Below are 23,528 nucleotides of genomic sequence, written 5' to 3'. Positions count from 1 at the left end.
CAGCGTTTCACGCTGCAGCGCATCCGGGACACGAGCCTGCTTACCCGATCACCTTGCCGAACTTGTTCGACTTCGGGAAACCCTTCGGCGGCAGGCGGCCGGCATCCGCGCGGGTGCCTTGCCACTCCGCAAGCTCCTTCATGGTCGCGGAGAATTCGCGGCCAGCGGAGTCCTTCCAGGTCAGGCCCGCCTTGGCCTCGAACACGGCGACGTCGGACAGGCCGCCGTCCTTGTACTTCTGCAGGCGCACGCCGCGACCGCGGGCCATCTCCGGCACCTGGTCGAGCGGGAAGACCAGCATCTTGCGGTTCTCGCCGATGACCGCGACGGTGTCGCCGATCACCTCGGTGACCGTGCGCGCCTCGTTCGGCATGTCGACGTTGAGGACCTGCTTGCCTTTCTTGGTGGTGCCGACGCAATCGTCCTCGTTGACGACGAAACCCTGGCCCTCGTGGCTCGCGACCAGGAATTTACGCCCGCCCTTGTTGACGAACAGCGCGACGGGAGCGGCCTCCTGCTCGAGGTCGATGAACAGACGGATCGGCTCGCCATGGCCGCGACCGCCCGGAAGCTTCGCGACATCGAGCGAGTAGAATTTGCCGTTGGTGGCGAACAGCAAGAGCTTCGAGGTCGTCTCCGCGAAGAAGGCAAAACCGAGCTTGTCGTCTTGCTTGAAGGCGAGCCCCGAGAGATCCTCGACATGGCCCTTCATGGTGCGGATCCAGCCCTTGTCGGAGACCACGACCGTCACCGGCTCGCGCTCGACGAGGGCTTCTTCCATTGCGGCGAGGTCGTGCTCGGGCGCATCCGCAAAGGTGGTGCGGCGCTTGCCGAGCGGCGTCTTCGGTCCAAACATGTCGCGGACCTTGCCGACCTGCTCGCCGACCTTCTTCCACTGCTCCGGCTCCGAGGCGAGCACCGCGTTGATGCCCTTGAGCTCGGCGCGGAGGTTCTTTTCCTCGGTGCGGATCTCCATTTCCTCGAGCTTGCGCAAGCTACGCAGGCGCATGTTGAGGATGGCCTCGGCCTGCACCTCGGTAAGCTTGAACGCCTTGATCAGCGCCGGCTTCGGCTCGTCCACGGTGCGGATGATCCTGATCACCTCGTCGAGGTTCAAGTACGCGATCAACAAACCGCCCAGAACTTCGAGCCGGTTCTCGATCTGCGCCTTGCGGAAGTTGGTCCGGCGGATCAGGACGTCGCGCAGATGGTCGAGCCATTCGCGCAAGCACTCCGCGAGCCCGACGACCTTGGGGATGCGGCCCTTGATCAGCACGTTGAGGTTCAGCGGAATCTTGTTTTCGAGCTCGGTCAGCCGGAACAACGATTCCATCATCAGGGCGGGATCGACGTTCTTCGACTTCGGCTCGATCACGATGCGGACGTCTTCGGCCGACTCGTCCCTGATGTCGCCGACCAGCGGCAGCTTCTTCTGGTCCAGCAGCTCGGCGACCTTCTCGATCAGGCGCGACTTCTGCACCAGGAAGGGAATCTCGGTGACGACGACGACCCAGGTGCCTCGCGTACCCTCTTCCTGCTCCCATCGAGCGCGAACACGGAACGAGCCGCGACCGGTCGTATAGGCTTCAGCGATCGCCTGCTTGGAATCGACGCAGATGCCGCCGGTCGGGAAATCCGGGCCCTTGACCCACTTCAGCAGCGCCTTGGATTTCGCGTCGGGCTTCTCGATCAGGTGCAGCGCGGCGTCGCAGAGCTCGGCCGCGTTGTGCGGCGGGATCGAGGTCGCCATGCCGACCGCGATGCCTTGCGCGCCGTTGGCAAGCAGGTTCGGAAAGCCGCCGGGCAGCACGACCGGCTCTTTCGACTGGCCGTCGTAGTTGGGCCGGAACTCGACGCCGTCCTCGTCGATGCCCTCGAGCAGAAGCCGCGCCACGTCGGTCATGCGCGCTTCGGTGTAGCGATAGGCAGCCGGGTTATCGCCGTCGATATTGCCAAAATTGCCTTGGCCGTCGACCAGCGGGTAGCGCGAGGAGAAATCCTGCGCGAGGCGTACCATGGCGTCATAGATCGCCTGGTCGCCATGCGGATGGAACGAGCCCATCACGTCGCCGACGATCTTGGCGGATTTCTTGAACGCCGTGCCGGGGTCGAGCCGGAGCAAGCGCATGCCGTAGAGGATGCGCCGGTGCACCGGCTTCAGACCGTCGCGCGCATCCGGCAGCGCACGGTGCATGATGGTGGAGAGCGCATAGGCGAGATAGCGCTCTTCCAGCGCCTCACGCAGCGGCACCTCGTGAATTTCGGCCGGTTCCTCCGGCGGAATCAATCGTTTTCCCATGCCGCCCGGTTAAACCGTGGAAACGAATCGGGCAAGGATCGATTGGTTCCCTGTGGGCGGCTATTGCCCTGCCCAGCCGGCGGTCACTGGCTGCTGGGTCTTGGCTTGCGCGGTGACCGGCGCATTGGTCAGGCAACGCCGGGCGACTTCGATTTCGGCCTCCGTTGCCCCCTTGGACCGCGCCCAACTCTCTGCGGCCGCAGCGGAATATTTCGCCACGTAATACCGGATCACGGTGCAGGATGCCCGGCGAAAGACACCCAGTTGCGGCTCGCCAGCCGCGGGGTCAGGCGCGAACGCAAGCAACGCCGCCGACACGGCGAATCCCTTGATCAACATTTTTGGCTGTCCCCGTTGTGGAACCCTGCGAGGGCCAATTCGACCAGGCGGATTTCGTTCCCGGGGAACTTCCATGTCTGGCGACAGGGCAGAAGCGCTCTCAGGTCATGGCGCCGGAATGGCCAAATTCGCCTGCTGCCGCGTCAGCGCATTGATGAAGCCGGCGCGCGCGTCGGAATGGCCTTGGCCGCGCGGCTCCAGCACATGGCGCAGCAGGAACAGGCCGGTGAGCCGGAAGCCGTCCTGGAGATCCTGGTCGGTGAGGTCGCTCGCGGCCTCGCCACGACGCAGGAACGGCGGCAGGCGCAACAGCCGGTCGCGCCATGGCTCGCCGGCCCCGCGCGACACCGCGCCGCCGGATTTCGGCGAAACATAGATCAGATCCGTGGTCTCGCCGGTCACCGCGCAGTTTTCCAGCGCCAGCCCAAAGCCGAGCTCGGCGAGCATCGCCAGCTCGAAATGGATGAGGTGCACCGCGGCACTGCCGATATCGTCGAAATCATCGAGTGAATGTTCGAGCATCGCAAAGATGTCTTCGTGCGGATCGCACTCCGGAAGCAGCCGCGCAATCGAGGCGAGATGGGTGACGCCATAGACCCCGTGGGCGGATCCCAGCAGCGTCGCCGCGCGCAGCTTGAGGCCCTCAATCGCATAGGTGCCGAGATGCTCGTCGAGCCGCGCCCGCCACACCACACCGACGCTGTTGCCGGGCTGCAAGAGCGGCCGCATCCGCGAACCGGCGCCACCGCGCACGAGGCCGAGATGCCGGCCGTGCGCACGCGTCAGCAGCTCGACGATGGCGCTGCTCTCGCCATGCCGCCGCACGCCCAGCACGATGCCTTCGTCGGTCCATTCCATGGAACGGAGCTTATCGCATTTCAGGTGAGTGTAGGACGGGCAAAGCGAAGCGTGCCCACCAATTTGATCCGCAGCGCGATTATGGTGGGCACGGCGCGCAAGGGCGCGCCTTTGCCCACCCTACGGCATCGCGCAAGACGTTAGGCGTTGAACCAGCCCTGCGCGTCGCCGCTGAACGAGAAATACAGCCCCATCGCCGTCAACACGCAGGAGACGATCTCGATGACGCTGTCGAGCTCCAGGCCCTTCTCGCCGATGATCTGGCCGAGCGAGATCACGGACAGCACGAGGGCCGCCGCCAGCACCCAGCGCGGCCAGTTCTTGCGCCAACGCGCAGCCAACCAGACGAAATAGACCAGCAGCAGGATCATGCCGCCGGCGAGCATGGTCGCCATCATGATCATCTGCTCGGTCATCTCGGCATTGGGCGTGCGGTCCTGCACCGCGACCGACAGGGCATCCAGCATCAATGACGCATAGAGCAGCGCTTCGAAGCGCCGGACGTTGCTGGGTACGCTCATCGGTGACCGATCTTTTCTTGGTTATTCTTTGGGAAATTCCAGGCCCATCTCGCGATAGCGATCGGGATCGTCGCCCCAGTTTTCGCGCACCTTGACGAACAGGAACAGGTGCACCGGCACGCCCAGGATCTCGCCGATCTCCTTGCGCGAGTCCGCGCCGATCGACTTGATGGTGGCGCCGCCTGCGCCGAGCACGATCTTGCGCTGGCTCTCGCGCTCGACGAAGATCGTCTGCTCGATGCGCACCGACTTGTCCTTGCGCTCCTCCCACTTGTCGGTCTCGACCGTGGATTGGTAGGGCAACTCCTGGTGCAGCTTGCGATAGATCTTCTCGCGCGTGATCTCGGCCGCAAGCTGCCGCATCGGCGCGTCCGACATCTGGTCTTCGGGGTAGAGGAACGGGCCCGGCGGCACGATTTCGGCCAGCGTATGCCTGAGGTCGTCGACGCCGTCGCCCGAGATCGCCGCGATCATGAAGGTCTTTGCAAAGGCCATGCGCTCGTTGGCGGCCTGCGCCAGCGCCAGCAGCTTCTCGCGCTGGACCAGATCGACCTTGTTGATGACCAGGATCTTCTCGTGCTTGACGCTGGCGACCTTGGTGAGGATCGCCTCGGCCTCTTCATCAATCCCGGCCTTGGCGTCGAGCAGCACGCAGACGAAGTCGGCGTCGTGCGCCCCGCTCCAGGCCGTCGAGACCATGGCGCGGTCGAGCCTGCGCTTGGGCAGGAAGATGCCGGGCGTGTCGACCAGGATGATCTGCGCGTTGTCCTCGATGACGATGCCGCGGATCAGCGCGCGCGTGGTCTGCACCTTGCGCGAGACGATCGTGACCTTGGCCCCGACCAGCGCATTGACCAGCGTGGATTTTCCGACATTCGGCGCGCCGATCAGCGCAACGAAGCCGCAGCGCGTTGTGGAGGGCGCCTCGCCGCTTGCTTCAGCCGTCATTGCCGCCGCCAACACCTTCACGTTCGATCATCACTGAGGCCGCCACCTTCTCCGCTGCACGCTTGCTGCCACCGATGCCTTCGGCCGACGCCAATCCCGGCAGATCCACCGCGACGCGGAACTGCGGATCGTGATGCGGGCCGGTGCGCTCGACCTCGCGGTAGACAGGCGTCGGCAGCCCCTTCCCCTGCGCCCATTCCTGCAGCACGGTCTTGGGATCGCGCAAGGGACGCCGCGGCTTGTGCATCCGTTCGGTCCAGTTGCGCCTGACGAATTCCGCCGCCGCCGCATAGCCACCGTCGAGGAAGACGGCGCCGATCACGGCCTCGCAGATGTCGCCGAGCACGCTCTTGCGCAGGCGGGCATCGGCGCTCGGTCCGACCGAACCGAGCTTGACGTCGTCGAGCAGACCGAGCGACTTGGCAACGTCGGCGCAGCTCTCCTTGCGCACCAGTTCGGCAAGTCGCTTGGACAGCTCGCCCTCGTCGGCATTCGGGAAGGCGTGATACAGCATGTCGGAGACGACGAGCCCCAGCACGTGGTCGCCCAGGAATTCCAGCCGCTGATAGCTGTCGCCGCGCTTGCGCCCAGACTTCAGCGCCGAGACATGCGTGATCGCCTGCATCAGCAGATTCGGATCGGCAAAGCTGTGGCCGATGCGCGCCTCGAGCGCCGCGTTCGCATCCGAGGCCTTGGCCTTGCTGCTGCGCACCCGCTTCTTCTTTGCAGGCGTCTTGGTTTCAGGTGTCTTGGTTTCAGGCGTCTTGGTCGCAAGCGTCTTGGTCGCAGCTTCGCCGTCGGCGCCCGCCGCGGGCTCGGTCGATTGGATCGGGATGTCCTTGGCTTCGTCTTTCATCGGACGATTTTGAAGAAACGGTTCCAGCGCACCGCCCAAGGCCAGCGCCAGAACATCCAGGCATGCTCGCCTTCGGCGATGGAGAAGAAGATCATCTGGGCGCGGCCGATCAAATTCTCCTGCGGCACGTAGCCGACCTGGCCGAGGAAGCGGCTGTCGGTGGAGTTGTCACGGTTGTCGCCCATCATGAAGAAATGGCCCGGCGGCACGTTGTAGACGTTGGTGTTGTCCATGTAGCCGTTGTCGGCGCAGTCCAGCGTCTCATAGGACACGCCGTTCGGCAGCGTTTCCTTCCAGCGCTTCACCCGCGAGATGCCCCCGCCTTCGGAGCCGCAGGGATCCTCGCCGACAAATTCGCTCATCCGCTGCCGCTCGACCGGAGTGTCGTTGATGTAGAGCAACCCATCCTTCATCTGGATGCGGTCGCCGGGAAGGCCGATGACGCGCTTGATGTAATCGGTGGAGTCGTCCTTCGGCAGGCGGAACACGACGATGTCGCCGCGGTTCGGGTCCGAGCCCCAGATCCGCCCCGAGAACAGCGGCGGCGAGAACGGGATCGAGTAGTGGCTATAGCCGTAGGAATATTTCGAGACGAACAGATAGTCGCCGACCAGCAGCGTCGCCTTCATCGAGCCGGACGGAATGTTGAACGGCTGGAACAGGAACGTGCGGATCACGAGCGCGATCAGGAGAGCGTGGATCACGACGCGGATCGTTTCGCCGACGCCGCTTTCAGTTTTCGTTCCCGAAGTCACGCTCATTGCTCTCTCAATTCCGGCCGGCGGTCACAGAGCGCCCTCCTTCCGCGAACAGCCCATCGCTTCGCGGCCCAAGGAGATTGTCCTGATTCTGATAATGAGGGCCAATTCCGGCGTAAAGCCGAATTCGCCCAGCCTGATTTGCGTTCGCGGACTTTTAGACGGTTGTCGGGGGCCACGCAATCAAGGATCGCATCAAAACTGCATAAGACATTGATTTTTAATGTGAATTATAAAAACAGCCCGCCGACGGTCAGGGCTTGGCCAGCGGCACCGCGGAAATGATGACGAAGGCCTGCGCCAGCGGCCAGTCGTCGGTGATCGACAGGTCGATTTTCGCCTCGAACCCCTCGGGCGTCAGGGCCTGGAGCCGGGCCAGCGCCCCGCCCGTCAACTGCATGGTCGGCCGCCCTCCCGGCAGGTTGACCACCCCCATGTCGCGCCACCAGACACCGTTCCGGATGCCGGTACCTAGCGCCTTCGAGCAGGCCTCCTTGGCCGCGAAGCGCTTGGCGTAGGTTGCAACCACCATCTTCTCGCTCTTGGCGCGCCGCTCCGCCTTGGCCCGCTCGGCCGCGGTGAAGATGCGGTCGAGGAAACGCTCGCCATGGCGCTCGATCACCTTGCCGACGCGGGTGATGTCGATCAGGTCGGAGCCGATGCCGATGATCATGCCCGGCTCCGGCCGCGGTCCATCGCCGCGCGCATGCTGCGCACCGTCTCGGCGAGCCCGACGAACAGCGCCTCGCCGATCATGTAGTAGCCGATGTTGAGCTCCATGATCTCCGGCAGCGCCGCGATCGTCTCCGCCGTCGCATAGTCGAGCCCATGGCCCGCATGAACCTCGAGCCCCGCTTCCTTGGCCAGCTTCACCCCTGCCACGATCCGCTGCCATTCCGCCTCGGCCTTCCCGGTGTGGCCGTCGACGACGGCGTCGCACCAGGCCCCCGTGTGGATCTCGATCACGGGCGCACGCAGCCGCGCCGCCATCTCGATCTGCGCGGGATCGGCGGCGATGAACAGCGAGACCCGGATGCCCGCATCGTTCAGCCGTGCGATGTAGGGCGCGAGCGCATTGTGCTGGCCGACCACGTCGAGGCCGCCTTCGGTCGTCACCTCCTGGCGGCGCTCCGGCACGAGGCACACCGCGTGCGGCTTGGTCGCAAGCGAGATCCGCATCATGTCGTCGGTCGCCGCCATCTCGAAATTGAGCGGCCTGGAGATCTCGGCCTTCAGCCGCGCCATGTCCTCGTCGCGGATGTGGCGGCGATCCTCGCGCAGATGCGCGGTGATGCCGTCGGCGCCGGCCTCGATCGCCAGCAGCGCGGCGCGCACCGGATCGGGATGGCGGCCGCCGCGCGCGTTACGCACGGTTGCGACGTGGTCGATATTGACGCCGAGGCGGAGCGGAGAAGCGGACATTTCAGGACTCACGAAATCAGGGAGATGGACGCATACGAGAGGCGTCTATCCATTAACACGTTCGACACGGGCCACGACCGCCTTGGCGCGCAGCTGGGCGAGGATCGCGCTCAGATGCTTGAGATCGTAGACCTCGAGGTCGATCGTCGTCTCCGTGAAATCGGGCGAGCGGCGCTGCATGCTGATGTTGTCGATGTTGCCGTCGTGCTCGGCGATCACGGTCGCGATCTGTGCCAGCGCGCCGGGCTCGTTGACGTTCTCGACCTTGATGCGGGCCGGGAAGCGCTGCGGGGCGGAATCCTCGATGTCCCAGCGCACGTCGAGCCAGCGCTCCGGCTCCTCCTCGAAATCCTTCAGGGCCGGCGCCTGGATCGGGTAGATCGTGATCCCCTCGCCCGGCGTGACGATGCCGACGATGCGGTCCCCGGGCACGGCGCCGCCGTTCGGCGCGAACTTCACCGGCAGGTCGGAATTGATGCCGCGGATCGGGATCGCGACCGGGCTGCGCGGCGGCTCCGACGACTTCTCCCTGAGCTTGGCGGCGAGCCCCTTCTTGACGCCGTAGCGCGCGATGCGCTCCTCCTTGTAGTCGGGATACATCGCACGCGCGACGTGGGAGGCCTTGATCTCGCCGCGGCCGACCGCCGCCATGACGTCCTCGATCGAGGTGCGCGCCAGCCGCGGCAGCGCGCCCTTGAGCTTGTCATCGGCGTATTCGATCTTGGCGCGCTCGAACAGGCGTTCGACGATGCGCCGGCCGAGACCGACATATTGGTCGCGCACCGCCGTCCTGGTGGCGCGGCGGATCGCGGCGCGCGCCTTGCCGGTGACCGCGAGCGTTTCCCAGGCCGAGGGCGGCGCCGCCTGCGCCTCCGAGGTCAGCACCTCGACCTCGTCGCCGTTCTGGAGCTCCGAGGACAGCGGCGCGAACTGGCCGTTGATCTTGCAGCCGACGGCGCTGTTGCCGACGTCGGTATGCACGGCATAGGCGAAGTCGATCACATTGGCATGGCGCGGCAGCGCGATCAGCTTGCCCTTCGGGGTGAAGCAGAACACCTGGTCGTGGAACAGCTCGAGCTTGGTGTGCTCGAGGAATTCCTCGGGGTTGGCGCTCTCCGAGAGGATGCCGATGGTGTGGCGCAACCAGGCGAACGCATTGGACTCGCGCTTGAGAAACTCGGTCGGCGAGCCCACGTCTTCCTTGTAGAACACGTGTGCGGCGATGCCGCGCTCGGCGATCTGGTCCATCGCCTCGGTACGGATCTGCAGCTCGACGCGCTGGTTGCCGGGGCCGATCACCGTGGTGTGGATCGAGCGGTAGTCGTTCTGCTTCGGCGTCGAGATGTAGTCCTTGAAACGCCCGGGCACGACCGGCCAGTTGGTGTGGACGATGCCGAGCGCGCGATAGCAGGCCTCGATGTCGTTGACGACGAGGCGGAAGCCGAAGATGTCGGACAATTGCTCGAAGCCGACCGACTTGCGTTCCATCTTGGTCCAGATCGAGAACGGCTTCTTGCGGCGGCCATAGACCCGCGCGCCGAGCCCCCGGTGGCGCAGATTGTTGGAGAGCTGGTCCTCGATCTCGCCGATCAGGTTGCGGTTGCGCTCGGCGAGCGCGTCGAGCCGCTGCATCACCACCGAATAGGCTTCGGGATCGAGGGTGCGGAAGGACAAATCCTCCAGCTCCTCGCGCATTTCCTGCATGCCCATGCGCCCGGCCAGCGGCGCATAGATGTCGAGCGTCTCCTCGGCAATGCGCCGTCGCGACTCCGGCGGCACGAAGTCCAGCGTACGCATGTTGTGCAGGCGGTCGGCGAGCTTGACCAGCAGAACGCGGACATCGTCGGCAATGGCCAGCAACAATTTGCGCAGGTTCTCGGCCTGCTTGGCCTCGCGCGACACCAGCTCCAGCCGCTTCAGCTTGGTCAGGCCCTCGACCAGCGCGCCGATCTCGGGCCCGAAGATCTGGTCGATCTCGGCACGCGTCGCCTCGGTGTCCTCGATCGTGTCGTGCAGCAGGGCAGCCACGATGGTGGCGTCGTCGAGCTTCAGATCGGTGAGAATCGCCGCCACTTCGAGCGGGTGCGAGAAATACGGATCGCCCGAGGCACGTGTCTGCGAGCCGTGCGCCTTCATGGCGTAGACATAGGCGCGGTTCAGCAGGTCTTCGTTGGTATTGGGATTGTAGGACCTGACGCGCTCGACGAGGTCATATTGACGCATCATGCGCGCGCGAGGCTTGGCCGGGCGCCCCACCGGCGCAGTCGGGGCCACGGCAACCGATTCGGTTGCGGCCAGCATCTGCGTTTGTCTCCGGCGCCGATACACCATGCCATCCTGCCTTCAAACGGACCATGAGCTGCCCGTTGCATACATCTTAGCCCCGATCGCGCGTGCGTCCGATCAATTCGGTGACAGGCGCGCAACGCGATGCGGCAACGCTATGGTAACCACGAAAACGCCAACAAAAGCAAAGGCCCGAACACGGGTTCGGGCCTTTGATAAGATCACAAGAAATCGACGACTGCGACGGGACGATTACTCGTCCTCCTCGGGCTGTTCTTCCGGCGGCGCGAGGCCCTCGAGGCCCTTCAGGAGCTCCTCTTCGGTCATGCGCTCAACGGCAACTTCGGTATCGTCGGCATCGACGCTGGCACCGGCGGAACCGATCAGCGGGACCGTATCGGGCTCGGGCTCGTCGACCTCGACGAATTTCTGGAGCGAGTGGACCAGCTCCTCGCGGAGGTCCTCCGGCGAGATGGTTTCGTCCGCAATTTCGCGTAAAGACACAACGGGGTTCTTGTCGTTATCGCGGTCAACCGTTAGTTGTGAACCGGACGAAATCATGCGGGCCCGGTGGGCGGCCAGCAGGACCAGGTCAAACCGGTTGTCGACCTTGTCGATACAATCTTCTACGGTGACGCGAGCCATGGACTGTCGCTCCGTTGTGGGTGGGACGAAATATGTGGATGATTGGGGCTAGTTATAGGGGACAGGGCGATTTCGCAAGGCCAATTTGTGATTTGGCCTCGCCAAACGGCTCTGCTACCCCCACATTGGGGCTGGGATGGGTGGTTTGCCGGGCTGCTGTTGAGGGTGGCACCGGGCGTATGCAGGTCCGCCATAACTATACCTTGATTGCCACGACTTCTCCGGATTTGCGGTTTCGACGGGCTTCGGCGGCACCATAGACCTGCGCGGCTTGCTGTCGCCGCGCCAACAATAAACGATCAATCACGAACGCTACGCGAGCAAACTGAATGTCACCTTCTGCCACTAACAAGATCGCGCTCTTCATCGACGGGGCCAATCTCTACGCGACGGCGAAAACTCTCGGCTTCGACATCGACTACAAGCGCCTGCTGAAGGAGTTTCAGAGCCGCGGGACGCTGTTGCGGGCGTTCTACTACACCGCGATCATCGAGGATCAGGAGTACTCCTCGATCCGCCCGCTGATCGACTGGCTCGACTACAACGGCTACACGGTCGTCACCAAGGCGACCAAGGAGTTCATCGACGCCTCCGGCCGCCGCAAGGTCAAAGGCAACATGGACATCGAGCTCGCCGTGGACGCCATGGAGCTCGCCGAGCACATCGACCAGATGGTGCTGTTCTCGGGTGACGGCGACTTCCGCTCCCTGGTCGAAGCCGTCCAGCGCCGCGGTGTCCGGGTCACCGTGATCTCCACCATCGCGAGCCAGCCGCCGATGATCGCCGACGAGCTGCGCCGCCAGGCCGACGTCTTCACCGACCTCGTCGAGCTGCAATCCAAGCTCGGCCGCGACCCGTCCGAACGACCCGCCCCGCGTGACCGCGGCGAGCGTGGCGAGGGACGCCATCACGCCCCGCAGTTCCTCCAGCGCGCGACCACGATGGCGCCGAGGGGCGATGACGACTTCGAGGAGTGAGGCGGCCCGGTCAAGCCGCCAGCCTCTCACCCTCGTTCCCGACCGTGACTGTCCGCTTTGTCCGCGCCTGGTCGCCTTTCGCGAGGCGAACCGCGCGCGCGAGCCGTTGTGGCACAACGCGCCGGTCCCCCCCTTCGGCGACATCAAGGCGCGCCTGCTGATCGTCGGCCTTGCACCAGGCATGCAGGGCGCCAACCGCACCGGCCGCCCCTTCACCGGCGACTATGCCGGCGACCTGCTCTACGCCACGCTGCTCGAATACGGCTTCGCCAAGGGCACCTATCAGGCGCGGCCCGACGACGGCCTGAAGCTGGTCGACTGCCGGATCGCCAATGCCGTGCATTGCGTTCCGCCGCAGAACAAGCCGCTGCCGGTCGAGATCAACACCTGCCGCCAGTTCCTCGGGGCTACCCTGGCGTCGATGCCGAAGCTGCGCGCGATCGTCGCGCTCGGACGGATTGCGCACGACACGGTGCTCAAGCCGCTGAACCTGAAGGCCTCGCAAGCTCCCTTCGGCCACGGCGCCGTGCATCAGGCCGGCGCATTCAGGCTCTACGACAGCTATCATTGCTCGCGCTACAACACGAACACCGGCGTGCTGACGACGGACATGTTCCGCAGCGTGTTCGCGAAGGTGAAGGCCGACCTGGACTAGGGTTCGGCTGGATTGGCCTTCAGCCAGTCCAGGACATCGCCGGCGTTCCGGTCCGGCGGAAACACCGGATAGAACACATGCGTGACTTTGGCGTCGTCGATGATCAGCGCAAGCCGCTTGATCAAGGTCAGGCCAGCGACCTCCATGGTCGGCAGATTGAGGGCGCGCGTCAGCGCCAGCTTCTCGTCCGACAGCACGGGGAACGGCAGGTGCAGCCGCGATGCCATCTCGGTCTGGTACGCGTTGCTCTGGGTCGAGAGGCCGTACACCTGGGCGGCGCCGGCAGCTTTCAGCTCGGCAAACAGATCACGAAACGCGCAAGTCTGCGGCGTGCAACCGCGCGCGCCCGGGATCATGTCCCAATCGTCGACCAGTCCGATCTTGCCGGGCTCGCCGGTGCGCGGATAGGCGAACACCACGGTCCGGCCGGAGAGTGCTGACAGATTCACCGACGTATCGTCGGTCGCGAGCAGGCTGACCGGAGGCAAGGTCATGCCCTTGAGATGCGCGGCGCCGCCGTCGTCGGCGGGTGCGGGAATCTGGCTCCAATCGACCTCGAGCAGGTTCTTCTGAGTCATCCGCCAACCTCTTGCCGCTATCCCCTCGCCCGCAACAGCCGGCCCTTCTCCCGGCTCCAATCGCGCTTCTTCTCGGACTCGCGCTTGTCGTGCAGCTTCTTGCCCTTTGCAACCGCCAGCTGCAGCTTGGCCCGTCCGCGCTCGTTGAAATAGAGCTTGAGCGGGATCAGCGTCATGCCTTCGCGGTCGACCGCGCCCATCAGCTTGTTGATCTGCTTGCGATGCAGAAGCAGCTTTCGCGGCCGCTTGGGTTCGTGATTGAAGCGGTTGCCCTGGAGATATTCGGGAATGGTGGCGTTGATCAGCCAGATCTCGCCGTCCTTGGAATCGGCGTAGGACTCCGCGATCGTGCTCTTGCCGTTGCGGATCGATTTGACCTCGGTGCCGGTGAGCGCAATGCCCGCCTCGATCGTGTCTTCGATCGCATAGTTGAAGCGGGCCTTGCGATTTTCCGCCATGACCTTGATAGGACGTTCGTTCTTATCGGCCATAACAGACAAATCCGGTCGAGATGCGCGCGTAAGCTAACAGTTTGGATGAAGCGCGCGCGTCACTTCTTGAGGAGATCGCGGATCTCGGTCAGCAGTTCGACCTCGGCCGACGGCTTCGCTGGAGCAGCGGGCGCAGCCTCTTCCTTGCGCTTCAGCGTGTTCATGGCGCGGATTACCAGGAACAACACGAAGGCAACGATGATGAAGTTGATCGTCAGCGTCAGGAAGCTGCCGTAAGCAAGTACTGCACCTTGCTTTTTCGCATCCGCTAAGTTGGTGGCGGTCACCGCCTTCGACAAGGGGGCGAAGTAGTTCGAGAAGTCGAGGCCGCCGGTCGCGGCGCCGATGATCGGCATGATGACGTCACCGACCAGCGACGTGACGATGGCGCCGAAGGCCGCACCGATGATGACGCCGACGGCGAGGTCGACGACGTTGCCTTTCATGGCGAACTCGCGGAACTCCGTGAGCATCTTCCTGCCCTTCTCGTCGACGCTCATGAACGGCTCCCCGGTTGGCTAAATCAGTTGATCAGCCCAGCATGAACCATCGCGCTGCGCACGGCAACGCGCGTCGGCTCGGTGACCGGAACCATCGGCAGGCGCAGCGTCTCGTCCAGCTTGCCGAGCAGCGACATCGCGTACTTGATCGGCGCCGGATTGCTCTCGATGAAGAGGTTGTTGTGCAGCGGCATCAGCTTGTCGTGGATTGCGAGCGCCGCCTTGGTGTCGCCCTTCGCCCAGGCGGCCTGGAATTCCGAGCACAGGCGCGGCGCGACGTTCGAGGTCACCGAGATGCAGCCATGGCCGCCATGCGCCATATAGCCGAGGATGGTCGCGTCCTCGCCGGAGAGCTGGTTGAAATCCTCGCCCATCGCCGCGCGCTGCTGCGAGACGCGGACCATGCTGGCGGTGGCGTCCTTGACGCCGGCGATGTTCTTCAGCTCCCACAGCCGCTTCATGGTGTCGACCGACATGTCGATCACCGAGCGCGGCGGAATGTTGTAGATGATGATCGGGATGCCGATCGCATCGTTGATCGCCTTGAAGTGCTGGTACATCCCTTCCTGGGTCGGCTTGTTGTAATAGGGCGTCACGACCAGCACGGCATCCGCGCCAGCCTTCTCGGCGTGCTGCGCGAGCTCGATCGCCTCTTTCGTCGAATTGGAGCCGGCACCCGCGACCACGGGTACGCGCCCCTTGGCTTCAGCGATGCACCATTCGACGACCTTCTTGTGCTCGTCATGGCTGAGCGTCGGGCTCTCGCCGGTGGTGCCGACCGGGACCAGGCCGTTGGTGCCTTCCGAGATCTGCCAGTTGACCAGCGAGCGGAACGCCGCCTCATCCAGCGAGCCGTTCTTGAACGGCGTGACCAAGGCGGTGAACGATCCCCGGAATTTCGTCTTGGCTGCCATGGACTTCCTCCGTACGCGGCTATCTCTTGAGCAAGCTGCATTCATATCGGGTCTATCCCGCCGGTAAAAGACCCGCTTCCGTGTGACGCACCGTTTAGGCCGCGATTTTGCCGCGGTGGTGGTGCAAACCGGGCAAAGGTAAGCAGCTGTTGGTATTTTGTCCGCATATTCAAGCGAATACAGCTAGGTCTTGAGCCAACTGACTGATTCGGGGCGACCAAACGCCGTGACCTCCTTTCCTCGTTCCGCATGGCGATCCACCGGTCTGGCCGTGTGCCTCATGGCCGGGCTGTCGGTCGGCTGCGCCGCCCTGGCCAAGTCCAATGAGACGACCGCGGACGGGGCCAAGGACACCGCGAAGGGATCCGCCAAGGAAACACCGAAGCAAACAACGAAGGGAACCGGCAAGGAAGCACCGAAGGGCGCGAGCAAGGGAGCAGCTGCCGCCCCGGCCAAGGATGCCGCGAAGAAACCCGGCAAGGATGCTGGCAAGGACGCCGCCAAGGATGCAGGCAAGAGCGCCGGCAAGGAACCCGCCAAGGACAAGCCCAAGCCCGCAGCCGCCGCGCCAAAATCACAGCCGGCCGCCAATGGCTCGTCCCCCAAGACCGCACCCGCGCCGGCCGTGACGGCCACCGTCAGGCCTGCCGCCCCGGCGCCCGTCGCCAAACCCGTCGCAGCTCCTCTGCTTGCGCCGGCGACCCGCCAGCACGCCACGCCGCGCAAGCCGGTCACGCCGGCCGCGGTCGCTGCGACCTCCTCGACGTCGCAGGCCGACAAGGACACGCTTGAGAACGTCATCGAGCTCGTGCGCAAGCGCAAGGCGGCCGACGCCACCAATTACGCTGCCTCGATCTCGGATCCCGTCGCGCGAAAGCTCGCCGAATGGATCATCCTGCGCAGCGAGGACAATGGCGCGACCGTGGAACGCTATCGCGCCTTCCTCTCCGCCAATCCGAGCTGGCCGTCGCAGACCTTCCTGCGCCGGCGCCTCGAGGCCGCGATGTGGGACGACAGGCGCGACGATTCGGTCGCGTGGTCGTGGTTCGAGAATGAATCGCCTGTGTCCGCCAAGGGCCGCTTCACGCTCGCCAAGGCGATGCTGGCGCGCGGCGACCGCGCCAACGCCGAGCGGCTGGTGCGCGAGGCTTGGCGTAGCGATCCGATGTCGGAGGAGACCGAGAACAACGCGCTCGACCAGTTCGGCGCCCTGCTGACGCCGGGCGACCAGAAGGCGCGGATGGACACCTTGCTCTACGGCAGCGAGAACGAAGCCGCGCTCCGCGCCGCAAAGCGCCTCGGCGCCGGCTATCTCGCGCTCGCCAAGGCCCGCATCGCCTCCGTCAAGAAGGCGCCGAACGCGCGCGCGCTGCTCGACGCCGTGCCGCGCGAGCTGCACAACGATCCCGGCTTCATCTTCAGCAAGATCCAGCTCCTGCGCCGCGAGGAGAAGTTCGCCGAAGCCGCCCAGCTGATGCTGTCGGCGCCGAAGGATCCGAACCGTCTCTACAATCTCGACGAATGGTGGATCGAGCGGCGCCTGCTGGCGCGCAAGATGATCGACACCGAGGAATTCCGCAGCGCCTATCTGATCGCGCGCGACGCGGCCCTGCCCTCGCGCGACATCTACAAGACCGAGCAGGAGTTCACCGCCGGCTGGATCGCGCTGCGCTTCCTCAACGACCCCGCCGCCGCCACCCAGCATTTCGCCCGCATCGGCGTCGGCAGCGTCAATCCGACCACGCTGGCGCGCGCCGGCTATTGGCAGGGCCGCGCGGCGGAAGCGGCGGGCCGCCAGCAGGAGGCGCGCAATGCCTACGCCCGGGCGGCCGAGCAATCCACCAGCTATTACGGCCAGCTCGCGCGCGCAAAACTCGGCCTGCCGCAGATCGAGCTCAACAGCCAGCCGCGCGGCCGCAGCGCCGAACGGCTGGAGATCGTGCGCGCCGCGCACCTGCTCTACGAGCTCGACGAACGCGAGATGGCGATACCTGTTCTCGCCGACATGGGCGAGAACGGCGATCCCGAGGCGCTTGCCGGCCTTGGCGAGCTCACCCAGCGCTACAGCGACGCGCGCGGCATGCTGCTGCTCGGCAAGGCTGCGCTCAACCGCGGCCTCCCCTTCGACTTCTACGCCTATCCCGTCAACGGCATTCCGCAGTTCACGCCGATCGGCCCCGAGGTCGAGCGCAGTATCGTCTATGCGATCGCGCGGCAGGAAAGCGCGTTCAACCCCTCCGTGGTCTCGCCGGCGCAGGCTTACGGCCTAATGCAAGTGACGCCGGACGCCGCGCGTTACGTCTGCAAGCGGCACGGCGCGACCTACGATCTGGGGCGGCTGAAGAACGATTCGGTCTACAACGCCACGCTCGGCTCGGCCGAGCTCGGCGGACTGCTCGAGGACTACCGCGGCTCCTACATCATGACCTTTGCCGCCTACAATGCCGGCCGCGGCAGCGTGAAGAAATGGGTCGACCGCTACGGCGACCCGCGCGATCCCAAGGTCGACGCGGTCGACTGGGTCGAGCTGATTCCGTTCTCCGAGACGCGCAACTACGTGCAGCGGATCATGGAGAATCTTCAGGTCTACCGCGCCCGCTTCGGCGGCGGCACACGGTTGCAGATCGAAGCTGACCTGCGCCGCGGCACCGGCAGCGTGGAATAGAGTCATCCTCCTGTGCGCTCCCGATTGACCGCCGAGAGCGTCGGCGGCGAGTGCCGCAGCGCGTCCGGACGTGAGCTGCTGAAGAAGAGCTGAAGCTCGCGCGTGATCTTCAGGCAAGCCTTGCTCGACACTGAGCCCCGAGCGCTCCCTGGTCGCAGTCCGATCGGCAAGCTCGCCGTTCCACCTCCTCGAGGATGAAGGCGTCGATTGCCGCCTGCTGCAGCGTCAGGACGATGGGGCGCTTGCAAGGCCATGCCGTCAACGGCAGTCGGCCCGTTGCATACATTGCGCGGAGATGCCCGCAGCGCAGGGGCCCCTCCTCCGTAACAGCCTCGTCCAGATCGTCACGGACGATGGAGCACGAGAGCAACGCCAGCCCTCCGCCAGCATTCCGCGGCGTTAGAACAGCCATGCCGCCAAAAGAAAAGCCCCGGCGGTTTCCCGCCGGGGCTCTCTGTCAGGTCGTTAGACCAAACTTACCAGTTGCGCTGAGCGCGGAGCAGCAAGCTGACCGTGCTCTGATCCTTCAGCTCGTACACAGCACCCGGCTTGGCCACAGCAAACGCAGGGCCAGCAGCGAGCGTGCTGATCGTGCCCGCGAACTTCTGGTCGAGCATGGTGTAAGCCACGTCCGCCGAGAAGGTCAGGTTCTTCACCGGCGTCCAGCGGGTGATCACACCAATCGTGCCGATGTTGAAGTTCGGGTTGCAAGAGGTGATACCCGCAGTGGCGGCACCCAACGTAGCGAGTTGGCCGCAAATGGCAGCCGCACCAGCGGCGCCGTACGTCAGCTGAGCGTACGAACCGTAGATTGCGGTGTTCCAGTACGGATCCCAGTTGTGGGTGTAGGCGCCGCGCATACCCCAGCTCGTAACCGTGTTGATGCCGGTTCCGTTGGCGAACACACCGTCAGCCGCACCGGCAAGGCCAATGCTCTGATAGGCACCAGCCAGGTTGGTACCGCCGAACATTGCATAGTTCTGCGAAGCCAAGCTCTGGAAGTTGTAGCGGGTCGCACCATCGGTGTAGACCGCCTGGACGTTGATCACGTCGCCCGCACCAGTCGGAATGTTCTTGATGGACAACGCCGCCTGGACAGCCCAGCCCCACTTGTCGCCCGGATGACCGGCCGCTTCGGTTCCGACAAGTCCCGGAGTCGCGTAGTACGCTACGTGGTTGTTGTGCGCCGCGGCGGACAACTGGAACAGACCCCAAGCCTGGTCAATACGGACCATACCCTGGATGTCAGGAGCCCGCGTGCCGCCGAAGGCATTGATGCCGTAGCCGCCGGTACCAAAATTCGCGATCGAAATGCCGGCGCTGGTGTTGTACAGGTTGCTCTGATAGTAGGCCGTCGGATCCACCGCCGAAATCGCGGCAGTGATGCCCTGACCGAAGTCGGCAGTATAGGTGAACTGGTTCACACCAGTGACCGTGCCGCCGCCGCCAGTCAGACCGTCGAAGTTGTTACCCGGATAGTTGGTCCAGGGAGCGTCGAACTGGGCAACAGCTTTACCCATCGTGAAGCCCGCGAACTGGATGAAGGCGTAGTACACACCGAGCGTACCGCCAGCGATGGCGCCCGCGTTGGCATTGTTCGGAGCGCTAACGCCCGTTGCGCCGAGCTGCGAGTAAACGGTGGAGCCGTTGCCGGTGCCGTTGCCCGAGTAGGTATCCGTCGTCCACGAGAACACCACGTCGGCGAAGGTACGAACCACGCCGTATTCGGTCGCGGTGCGCGTGTCGACGTTGAAGTCTTCACGGGCGCGAGTGACGTAGTAGTTCGTCAGACGGTTCGCAGAACCGTTAACACTGCTGAAGTTACCGTTGAAATCGGTCGCGTTGACCGCGACTTCAGCACGCAGATAACCACCCAGCTTGATGCAGGTGTCAGTGCCCGGGATGTAGTAGAAACCCGCACCGTAGAGCGAGCAGATCCTCACGTATTCGACCGCCTTGGCCTTTACGGGAAGATCAGCCGCTTGTGCTCCGCCGACGGCAAGCAGTGCTGCCGCAGAACCGAGCAAAAGGCCCTTGAATTTCATGTTAAACCTCCAAGTTGAAGCCCCGTACAATTCCTCGTACAAAGCCGTTTGAACCACCCGCGAAAAAACGTTGGAAATCAACGCATCCTCGTAGCGAAGGTGGACTTAAGCGAACCACCTAAAACGGGACGACCTCGGGATGCCCCCCTCCGTCGCTCAGTCACAATTACCGAACGTCTTTGCACACACAACAAGAGAACGCTCCGTAGCGAGCCCATGACGTTTGTTTTCCGAAGGGTGTTGCACAAATAACACGCAGATGTGATCGAAGCGCGCTCGCAACATATTGTTTTTGCTTATGTTTCTAGGACGGTTCCGTTTGCCGTCAAAATTCCCCACCTGAGGCGTTGTGGACGGAACTCCGGCCTGAACAGGCTTTGACGCGCACGAATCGTGGAATCAGAAGGAGACTCAAGGAGAAGGCACACAGGTCTTCCCGCGACTCTCCACCAGGCGCAGACATGGTCGCGGCAACGCCCAAGGCGCGCTGCGAAGGCTCTTTGTCGATGGTGGGGATGATTGAGACCGGAGCGGACATGAGCGGCCCGAGACATAGGTGACAAAACGTACCGGACACATGGGTTACACTTTCCGCTTTTGTTCTGCGGGAGGTGTGGATGCCGTGGAAAGCGAGTTCGGTCATGGAAGAACGCCTTCGCTTTGTGGCCAGGCTTCTGGATGGGGAAGCCATGACGGATGTGTGCCGGGAGTTCGGTGTATCCCGAAAGACCGGCTACAAGATTTTCGATCGCTACAAAGAGTATGGGCTGGCCGCCCTGAGCGATCGGTCCAGGCGGCCGGTGCGCTATGCCAATCAGCTCCCGGAGCAAATCGAGGGCCTGATTGTCCGCCTCAAGGCCGAGAAACCGCACTGGGGCGCGCGCAAGATCCGCGAATTGCTGGTCCGGCGGCTCGATGGCGATGTCAGGATTCCCGCCAAAAGCACCATCCATGCGGTGCTCGATCGCCATGGCCTGGTCAAGCGTGGCGGCGGGCCGCGCCACCGCGCGCGCGGCACGCCGCTGTCCACGGGTAACGGACCCAATGATTTGTGGTGCACCGATTTCAAGGGCGAGTTCAGGCTCGGCAATGGCCGCTACTGCTATCCGCTCACCGTCACCGACCATGCCTCGCGCTTCCTGTTGTTGTGCGAAGCGCTCGATTCAACGCGTGAAGACCCCGTAATTACAGCCTTCGAGCGTCTGTTCCTCGAGCGCGGCCTGCCGCTCGCCATTCGCTCCGACAACGGCGTGCCCTTCGCCAGTCCCAACGCCTTGTTCAACCTCTCCAAGCTCTCGGTGTGGTGGCTCCGACTTGGTATTGCGATCGAACGCATCAAGCCGGGTCACCCGCAACAGAACGGACGTCATGAGCGCATGCACCTCACCCTCAAAAAGGAAACCACCCGGCCGCCGGGCGGCAACAGCCTGCAGCAGCAGGAACGCTTCGATGCCTTCGTTCGCGAGTTCAACTCCGAACGTCCGCACGAGGCCCTCGACATGAAGTGCCCTGCCGAGCTCTACGTCGCCTCAGCGCGTTCCTATGCCGGCCTGCCGGAGCTGACCTATCCGTTCCACGATCGCGAGGTTCTTGTAACCGCGTGCGGCCGCCTTTGCCTGCACCGCAAGCGGATCAACATCTCAACCGTGCTGGCGGGCCAAAAGCTCGGCATCAAGGAGGTCGACGAGGGCATTTGGCTCGTCAGCTTCATGCACTATGATCTGGGATACTTCGACCTGGAGCAGAAAACCCTGCAACCTCTCGACAACCCATTCGGCACGAGGCTGTCACCCATGTCTTAGGTACGTTCCGTTACCCATGTCTTCGGGCCGGACAACAGCTCGGCTGGCGGAGACGGAGGGATTCGAACCCTCGATAGGCCTTTACAAGCCTATAACGGTTTAGCAAACCGCCGCCTTCAGCCACTCGGCCACGTCTCCAATATGCCGGGTATGCCCGACACGGCGGCGAGCCGCAAGCGGCAGAATCAAGGTCTGTGCGTTCTTTCACCTGAAAGCGACCGCCGGACGACCGCGAAAGCCTGGCGCATGGATCAGCGCGGCACGCGCAACCGATTCGCGCTCTCTATATATGTGCGCATCCATCCACGGGATTGCCGGATCCGCCGCTGCCAGGGCGCATTCAGCACCACCTCGCCGGCTCAGATATTGAACCAGACGCCGGAGCTGCGCCGGGACGGAAGGCCCAAGACCTCTACATCCCCGGCAAGAGGCCCGTCTTGTGCGGCCGTCCGGGTTCCAGAGCGGAATCGTCGGGCGGCGGCTCGGTCATGCCGCGCGGGTCCGGGTGGCGACACGACGAAGGAACTTGATTGAGCGCAATCCGGCGCACCCGTGAAGACAAGGGTGCGGATGCGATTCTCGGCTCAGTGAGCCGAGACCCACGCCCTCGCCTCGCGCTGCGCGGCCGAGATCTCGGCGTCCGACATCTGCCCGGCGACTTCCTGGCGCAGCGCCACGGCGTCCCTGCGGCCCTTCAGCGCGGCGAGGTTGAACCATTTATGCGCCGCGACGAGGTCAACGAGGCCGGAGCGGCCGCTCGCCCAATAGATCCCGCGCTCGAACAACACGTCCGACAGCGCGCTCGCGTCGATCGGCGTCGCCGTCTCCAGATCGAAAGTACCCTGAAACATAACGCATCCCCTTTTTTTCTGCCGCCTCGTTCCCCCGAGCGCGGCTCCCGTCCAAAGACCTGTTCAACTCATCCCCATGCCGTTTGCCGGCTTGTTGAAGGCGATGATGGCGGGCAAATTTGAATGGCAGTTTAAGTATCGCGATGAAGCAGACGTAAACGCACCCGCACGGCGCGCGCGCGACGAATGCAAGAAGTCCCCGCTTTGCAGGCACTTCTGCGATTCGTCAGATTCGGTTTACCCTGGGATTTTGGGAGAACGATAACCATCGCGCGCGGTGACGCGCGCCCTGCGGTTACAATTCATGGGAGGGGCGCGTTGTGGGAGGGGCGCGCTGGCAAGGCCACACAGGCGCCTCGCGCGGCGGCGCCACCCCGTGGCCGGCAGGCCGCGCAGCGCGAAGCGCGCGACTTTAGGAATCGGAGCGCCGGCCTCGCATTGCGCCTGCGCGGCGAACGACAGTTCGCCCCAGCCCTCGCCTGCCCCAAGGCAGCGCGGCCACGTCACGGTCAGATCAGCAATGTGGGAAAAGGGAATGCCGGCAATACCCCGGCCTCAAGAGAACGAGGGCGTCGGCGAACACGTCAGGACCAGATTCCACGTTGGCCCGAAGGCCGCTTGTGAAATTGCGGAGCCCTTGAGAAGGAGAACCGCACCGAACGAAGAAAACTTGTTTCTTCTGCCGGACCGTACTTTGGCGAGCGAACCCGCGAAAGAGAACGATCCGACCGTTGGCCTGATGTCTCGCCGACACCCTCTATCGCCGACCAGAACCTGTTAGAAGGCGCTGATGACGTGCCGGCTCTCTAGGAGCCGGCAACTTCAGAAGCGAAGTTACTTCTTCTTCGCGACCTTGCGGGTCTTCTTCGCAGTCTTCTTCACTGCGCTCTTCGCCTTCTTCGCCTTCTTCGCCTTCTTCGCTTTCTTGGCCATGTTGCCCTCCGATGTGTGAGATGGCTGTAATCGCTGCATGCAGTCGGGGATCGAATGCACACTCATCCCGAATACACCAACACGACGAAAAAAACAGCTTCTCGCTTAAAGAAGTGTTGACGGCACAACGCGCCTGCGCTTGGCGAGCGCGATGCGGGCGCACTGCATGACGCGTGCTTGCGATC

General features: G+C 64.0%; 21 protein-coding genes and 1 tRNA gene. 4 read left to right on the top strand and 18 right to left on the bottom strand.

The genetic code is table 11. The features are described from left to right. Nucleotides 1-40 precede the first annotated feature (40 nt). From parC to rpoZ, 11 genes are all read right to left on the bottom strand, one after another. Complete coding sequence (gene parC, locus AB7Z56_RS19080; RefSeq protein ID WP_283016765.1) at nucleotides 41-2,299, bottom strand: DNA topoisomerase IV subunit A; 2,259 nt, start codon at nucleotides 2,297-2,299, stop codon at nucleotides 41-43. Nucleotides 2,300-2,359: 60 nt separating this feature from the next. After that, nucleotides 2,360-2,638 carry a hypothetical protein gene (locus AB7Z56_RS19075; RefSeq protein ID WP_441256397.1) on the bottom strand — a complete coding sequence of 93 codons (279 nt, stop codon included), beginning with the start codon at nucleotides 2,636-2,638 and terminating at the stop codon, nucleotides 2,360-2,362. 105 nt (nucleotides 2,639-2,743) lie between these two features. Beyond that, nucleotides 2,744-3,496: a DNA repair protein RecO gene (gene recO, locus AB7Z56_RS19070; RefSeq protein WP_441256396.1), complete on the bottom strand. Its 753-nt coding sequence runs from the start codon at nucleotides 3,494-3,496 to the stop codon at nucleotides 2,744-2,746. A gap of 140 nt (nucleotides 3,497-3,636) precedes the next feature. Next, entirely contained in the window at nucleotides 3,637-4,017 is a 381-nt protein-coding gene (locus AB7Z56_RS19065; protein WP_028150631.1) for a hypothetical protein, read from the bottom strand. A gap of 21 nt (nucleotides 4,018-4,038) precedes the next feature. After that, the gene (gene era / locus AB7Z56_RS19060; protein ID WP_283016768.1) at nucleotides 4,039-4,965 is read right to left on the bottom strand and encodes a GTPase Era; all 927 of its coding nucleotides are present in this window, start codon (nucleotides 4,963-4,965) and stop codon (nucleotides 4,039-4,041) included. Next, the gene (gene rnc / locus AB7Z56_RS19055) at nucleotides 4,955-5,821 is read right to left on the bottom strand and encodes a ribonuclease III (protein ID WP_166097080.1); all 867 of its coding nucleotides are present in this window, start codon (nucleotides 5,819-5,821) and stop codon (nucleotides 4,955-4,957) included. The genes era and rnc overlap by 11 nt, the downstream gene beginning before the upstream one ends. Beyond that, nucleotides 5,818-6,582 (bottom strand): signal peptidase I, encoded by a 765-nt coding sequence (lepB, locus tag AB7Z56_RS19050; protein ID WP_014494746.1) that lies wholly within the window; start codon nucleotides 6,580-6,582, stop codon nucleotides 5,818-5,820. The genes rnc and lepB overlap by 4 nt, the downstream gene beginning before the upstream one ends. A gap of 250 nt (nucleotides 6,583-6,832) precedes the next feature. Further along, nucleotides 6,833-7,252 (bottom strand): holo-ACP synthase, encoded by a 420-nt coding sequence (gene acpS / locus AB7Z56_RS19045; RefSeq protein WP_014494745.1) that lies wholly within the window; start codon nucleotides 7,250-7,252, stop codon nucleotides 6,833-6,835. Then, a complete protein-coding gene (locus AB7Z56_RS19040) occupies nucleotides 7,249-8,001 on the bottom strand; it encodes a pyridoxine 5'-phosphate synthase (RefSeq protein WP_283016769.1) in 753 nt (250 codons plus the stop codon). Before AB7Z56_RS19040 ends, acpS begins: the two co-directional genes overlap by 4 nt. A gap of 45 nt (nucleotides 8,002-8,046) precedes the next feature. Beyond that, nucleotides 8,047-10,332 (bottom strand): RelA/SpoT family protein, encoded by a 2,286-nt coding sequence (locus AB7Z56_RS19035; RefSeq protein ID WP_071913178.1) that lies wholly within the window; start codon nucleotides 10,330-10,332, stop codon nucleotides 8,047-8,049. A 207-nt stretch (nucleotides 10,333-10,539) separates the two neighbouring features. Then, the gene (gene rpoZ, locus AB7Z56_RS19030; RefSeq protein ID WP_014494742.1) at nucleotides 10,540-10,932 is read right to left on the bottom strand and encodes a DNA-directed RNA polymerase subunit omega; all 393 of its coding nucleotides are present in this window, start codon (nucleotides 10,930-10,932) and stop codon (nucleotides 10,540-10,542) included. A gap of 329 nt (nucleotides 10,933-11,261) precedes the next feature. On the opposite strand from rpoZ, the gene AB7Z56_RS19025 reads away from it, so the two are divergent. Both AB7Z56_RS19025 and AB7Z56_RS19020 read left to right on the top strand, forming a co-directional pair. After that, nucleotides 11,262-11,909, top strand: coding sequence for a LabA-like NYN domain-containing protein (locus AB7Z56_RS19025; RefSeq protein ID WP_014494741.1), 648 nt, complete (start codon nucleotides 11,262-11,264; stop codon nucleotides 11,907-11,909). Beyond that, entirely contained in the window at nucleotides 11,890-12,564 is a 675-nt protein-coding gene (locus AB7Z56_RS19020) for a uracil-DNA glycosylase (protein ID WP_063982832.1), read from the top strand. Before AB7Z56_RS19025 ends, AB7Z56_RS19020 begins: the two co-directional genes overlap by 20 nt. Here the strand turns inward: AB7Z56_RS19020 and AB7Z56_RS19015 are convergent. From AB7Z56_RS19015 to dapA, 4 genes are read right to left on the bottom strand one after another with little or no spacing between them, the layout of a single operon-like run. Then, nucleotides 12,561-13,142 carry a peroxiredoxin gene (locus AB7Z56_RS19015; RefSeq protein WP_063982831.1) on the bottom strand — a complete coding sequence of 194 codons (582 nt, stop codon included), beginning with the start codon at nucleotides 13,140-13,142 and terminating at the stop codon, nucleotides 12,561-12,563. The genes AB7Z56_RS19020 and AB7Z56_RS19015 overlap by 4 nt on opposite strands. A gap of 17 nt (nucleotides 13,143-13,159) precedes the next feature. Further along, nucleotides 13,160-13,633: an SsrA-binding protein SmpB gene (gene smpB / locus AB7Z56_RS19010; RefSeq protein WP_008133025.1), complete on the bottom strand. Its 474-nt coding sequence runs from the start codon at nucleotides 13,631-13,633 to the stop codon at nucleotides 13,160-13,162. Nucleotides 13,634-13,692: 59 nt separating this feature from the next. Continuing rightward, a complete protein-coding gene (mscL, locus tag AB7Z56_RS19005; protein ID WP_063986320.1) occupies nucleotides 13,693-14,106 on the bottom strand; it encodes a large conductance mechanosensitive channel protein MscL in 414 nt (137 codons plus the stop codon). A gap of 50 nt (nucleotides 14,107-14,156) precedes the next feature. After that, the gene (gene dapA / locus AB7Z56_RS19000) at nucleotides 14,157-15,047 is read right to left on the bottom strand and encodes a 4-hydroxy-tetrahydrodipicolinate synthase (RefSeq protein ID WP_038975901.1); all 891 of its coding nucleotides are present in this window, start codon (nucleotides 15,045-15,047) and stop codon (nucleotides 14,157-14,159) included. 280 nt (nucleotides 15,048-15,327) lie between these two features. Between dapA and AB7Z56_RS18995 the strand changes: the two genes are divergently transcribed. Then, entirely contained in the window at nucleotides 15,328-17,712 is a 2,385-nt protein-coding gene (locus tag AB7Z56_RS18995) for a lytic transglycosylase domain-containing protein (RefSeq protein ID WP_231142123.1), read from the top strand. Nucleotides 17,713-18,188: 476 nt separating this feature from the next. On the opposite strand, the gene AB7Z56_RS18990 is transcribed toward AB7Z56_RS18995, so the two are convergent. Beyond that, nucleotides 18,189-19,757, bottom strand: coding sequence for a porin (locus tag AB7Z56_RS18990; protein ID WP_063982828.1), 1,569 nt, complete (start codon nucleotides 19,755-19,757; stop codon nucleotides 18,189-18,191). A 617-nt stretch (nucleotides 19,758-20,374) separates the two neighbouring features. Here AB7Z56_RS18990 and AB7Z56_RS18985 point away from each other — a divergent pair. After that, nucleotides 20,375-21,559, top strand: a complete 1,185-nt coding sequence (locus AB7Z56_RS18985) for an integrase core domain-containing protein (RefSeq protein ID WP_441256142.1) — start codon at nucleotides 20,375-20,377, stop codon at nucleotides 21,557-21,559. A gap of 44 nt (nucleotides 21,560-21,603) precedes the next feature. On the opposite strand, the gene AB7Z56_RS18980 is transcribed toward AB7Z56_RS18985, so the two are convergent. Next, a tRNA-Ser gene (locus AB7Z56_RS18980) sits at nucleotides 21,604-21,697 on the bottom strand. Nucleotides 21,698-22,143: 446 nt separating this feature from the next. Beyond that, complete coding sequence (locus tag AB7Z56_RS18975; protein ID WP_063982827.1) at nucleotides 22,144-22,410, bottom strand: hypothetical protein; 267 nt, start codon at nucleotides 22,408-22,410, stop codon at nucleotides 22,144-22,146. Nucleotides 22,411-23,528: the final 1,118 nt, after the last annotated feature.

Source organism: Bradyrhizobium sp. 482_C4_N1_8 (assembly GCF_052075965.1).
Taxonomy (GTDB): Bacteria; Pseudomonadota; Alphaproteobacteria; order Rhizobiales; family Xanthobacteraceae; genus Bradyrhizobium; species Bradyrhizobium barranii.
The sequence above is the reverse complement of the archived record's forward strand: the minus strand, read 5'-3'. Positions and strand labels throughout refer to the sequence as shown.